Source organism: Nocardia sp. NPDC004722, assembly GCF_053601505.1.
Genome location: NZ_JBSGBY010000812.1, coordinates 1 through 3,057, shown reverse-complemented (window position 1 = coordinate 3,057; position 3,057 = coordinate 1). Strand labels below are relative to the sequence as shown.

At 68.0% G+C, this 3,057-nt stretch carries 5 protein-coding genes; 4 read left to right on the top strand and 1 reads right to left on the bottom strand.

Going from position 1 to position 3,057, the window contains the following annotated elements; translation table 11 throughout:
- Window positions 1-59 precede the first annotated feature (59 nt).
- Window positions 60-302 carry a response regulator transcription factor gene (locus ACWELQ_RS42310; RefSeq protein ID WP_452402613.1) on the top strand — a complete coding sequence of 81 codons (243 nt, stop codon included), beginning with the start codon at window positions 60-62 and terminating at the stop codon, window positions 300-302.
- Between the two features lie 130 nt (window positions 303-432).
- On the opposite strand, the gene ACWELQ_RS42305 is transcribed toward ACWELQ_RS42310, so the two are convergent.
- Window positions 433-1,257: a TIGR02452 family protein gene (locus ACWELQ_RS42305; protein ID WP_452402612.1), complete on the bottom strand. Its 825-nt coding sequence runs from the start codon at window positions 1,255-1,257 to the stop codon at window positions 433-435.
- 51 nt (window positions 1,258-1,308) lie between these two features.
- On the opposite strand from ACWELQ_RS42305, the gene ACWELQ_RS42300 reads away from it, so the two are divergent.
- From ACWELQ_RS42300 to ACWELQ_RS42290, 3 genes are all read left to right on the top strand, one after another.
- Window positions 1,309-1,740: an ACT domain-containing protein gene (locus ACWELQ_RS42300; protein WP_452402611.1), complete on the top strand. Its 432-nt coding sequence runs from the start codon at window positions 1,309-1,311 to the stop codon at window positions 1,738-1,740.
- A gap of 235 nt (window positions 1,741-1,975) precedes the next feature.
- Window positions 1,976-2,350, top strand: coding sequence for a BlaI/MecI/CopY family transcriptional regulator (locus tag ACWELQ_RS42295; RefSeq protein WP_379363366.1), 375 nt, complete (start codon window positions 1,976-1,978; stop codon window positions 2,348-2,350).
- A 110-nt stretch (window positions 2,351-2,460) separates the two neighbouring features.
- A complete protein-coding gene (locus ACWELQ_RS42290) occupies window positions 2,461-2,865 on the top strand; it encodes a hypothetical protein (protein WP_452402610.1) in 405 nt (134 codons plus the stop codon).
- Window positions 2,866-3,057 lie beyond the last annotated feature (192 nt).

Here is a 3,057-nt window from a genome sequence, read left to right as displayed (position 1 = left end):
GGTAGAGGTGGTAGCTGCCGCGCAGCAGAGCCGAGGCCAGCAGCGACCGGTTCTCCGACGTGGGCCGCCGCTTGCTCTCGGCGCTCGACGCCCCGCCGGAAGCGCCGGTCGACCTCACCGATCGGGAGCGCGACGTACTGCGGCTGATGGCGCAGGGGCGCAACAACACCGAGATCGCCAAGGAGCTGTTCATCGGCGTCAGCACGGTGAAGACGCACATCAATTCACTGTTCGCGAAGCTGGGTGTGCGTGATCGCGGGCAGGCCATCGCCTACGCGCATCGCACGGGGCTTGCTCGCTGAGCCGTAGGTGGCGGTCACGGCCCTTGGACTATCGCAGCTATCCGAATTTGTAGATATTGCAATCTATGCACGAATTGTCCGGATGTTGCCGCTGCCGCAAACCCAGCTCGGAGCAGCGCGGCAGCGGGGTTCAGGCCACGGAGGTCTTGCCGAAGCGAGCTTCGAAGGCGGCGCGATTGGCCGAGACGGGGGAGCGGTCCCAGACCGCGAACACCACGCGCTCGAATGCCGCGCCGTGGTTGTGCAGCGCTTGCTCGAACGCGGCCGCGACCTCGTGCGGATCATTGCGGAACACTCCGCAGCCCCATGCGCCGAGCACGAGTTCGCGCGCACCGTGGCGGGCGGCGACGGCCAGCACCCGGTCGGCACGTTCGACGAGAAGGTCGGCCACCGACACGGGCCCGCCCGAACGGTCGGCCAGCGCACCGGCGTTGGGTGCGGCCGAAGTCAGGAACGACACCGGGAACGGGTGCGGGCTCAGGTCGTTGTGGTCGTCGCGGATGACCGGGACATCGGGCGAGTAGATGACGCGGTGGCTGTAGCGCAGGTCCTCGGAAGCGCGGTGGGCCGCATAGTAATCGGGGGCCTCGAGCAAGCAGCGGTACAGCAGCGCGCTGCGGCAGAGGTCCTCCTCCTGGGCGCGAGCGCCGCGCAGGTAGCCGCCGCCGGGATTGCGGGCGGAGGCGAAATTCAGCACGGCGACGGCCTTTCCGCCGTCCTCGTGCAGACGTCGCGCGGCCTGCACGGTGCCCTCGGCGGTGATCTCGGGAATGCCGGTGAAGGGTCCGCGCGGTCCGCCGGTGACGTCGGCCTCGGGGGTGTAGGAGATGGTCGCGGCGACAGCGGCTTCCAGTGCGGTGCGGATATCGACCGCGGTTCCGTCGACGGCGGTGTAGCCGCCGGTGTCGGCGATGTGTTCGTTCTCGATGGCGATTTGCCTTGGGCTGGTGCTCATTTCCCAGACCCTACGGCCGAGAGTGGGCGTCGGCATCTTATTTTAGTAATCATGACTAATTCGAGGGTCGAGCGTGTCCGCATGTGCGTGGCTGTCGGTCGTGCGGCCTACGATGTCGCCATGACCGGCTCTCAGCGTTTGCGTGTCGTCCCCTCCCACTTCGCGGTCGACCATCTGCCGAACTCCACTTTCCCGGAGGATGACGAGTGGATCGCGCTGGTGCGTGCCCCGGAGGGGCTCACCGTGATTCGGGAGGCCCCGGCGTGGGCGGAGGGCGAGACCTGGAAGGGTTTCTACGGGGTGGATGCGGGCGGCCTGAACACGCCCGGCACGCTCGCGGCGTTGATCGGCCCGCTGGCCGAGTCGGCGATCCCGGTGTTCGTCGCTTCGACGTTTCATGCCGATCTGATCCTGGTCCCCGCGCATCGTCTGGAGGAGGCGTCGTCGGCATTGCGGGATGCCGGGCATCGCGTGGCCGACTAGTCCGGCGCGTCGTCTTGCCTGGTAAATGCCCATGGCGGAGTGTGATTGAGTCGGGTTGCGTCGCAGGCCGCACGGGATAATACTGTCTACGTACGTAGGACGTACATATGGGCGCGTCCCGGCGCCCAGTGCGGCCAGAGTCCTCACCGGCGATCATCCGATGGCCGGTCGCATGCCAGGACGTCGGCCGAAACGCGATGCGGCAGCGGCGCAGCCGTGAGGTGAGGAGTCGGATATGAGTTCGCGAGGCTTCGGCGATCTGGAAGCGGTCGTCATCGAACGAATCTGGGACCGCGACGAGAAGACGACGGTGCGCGAGCTGTTCGACGAGCTCGCCGCCGAACGTGACATCGCCTATACGACGGTCATGTCCACCATGGACAACCTGCACCGCAAGGGCTGGCTCGAGCGCGAGCGCATCGGCAAGGCGTACCGCTACTGGCCCACCCTCACCCGCGAGGAGTACAGCGCGCGGCTGATGCGCGAGGCGCTCGGCAGTGGCGGGCGCTCGGAGCTGGTGCTGGCGCATTTCGTCGAGCAGATGAGTGCCGAGGAATCCGAGGGCCTGCGTGCGGCCCTGCGCAAACTCACGCGCCCCAAGTCGAGGTAGCCACGCCGCCGCTCCGGGTCCGCACAATCTACGTAGTTGGATAGTAGATTGGTGGCCGGGCGATCGGAGTATCGCTCGGACAAGCGAATCCGAGGCGGGAGGCGGCAGCGGTGAACCGTGCGGGACACGGACGCGATCGACGCCTGACCCTCATGTGGTCGCTGCTGGGCGCGGCCTTGCTGATCCTGATGCCGGTGGCCGATTGCGCCCTGGTGGACGCGGGAACGCATGCCCATTCGCTCGCGACGGCGCAGGCGGCCGCCGCGCCCACCGTGTCCGCGGGCGCGCCCGTTCTCGAATCCGCGCACTGCGCACCGTATGTCGTCGATGTCATCCGGGCGAGTGGGAGCGACGAGCCGTCGGATCGCGGTGCGTTCGCGACGGCGACCGAGCCCGTGTGCGACTTCCCGGCCTCACTGTCGGATAGTGCCGCGTGCGGCGTGCGCGGCCCGCCACCGCGATTCGCCGTCGGCGGTCGTGCGCTGCTGACGCGCCTGTGTATCGCCCGACGCTGATCGGTCAGCGCCAGGCCGTTCCACCCGGACCGGCCGGTGTTCGCTGCCCGCGCACGTCAGGCCGCGATGGCGGCCTCGATACCGAAAGCGACTGTCATGGACAAGAGTCTGCTCGGCGAATTCGGCATGCTCACACCCTCTTCCGGTTTGCCCGGCGTGGCCCGGGAGCCGCGCGCCCTGGTGGGCAATACC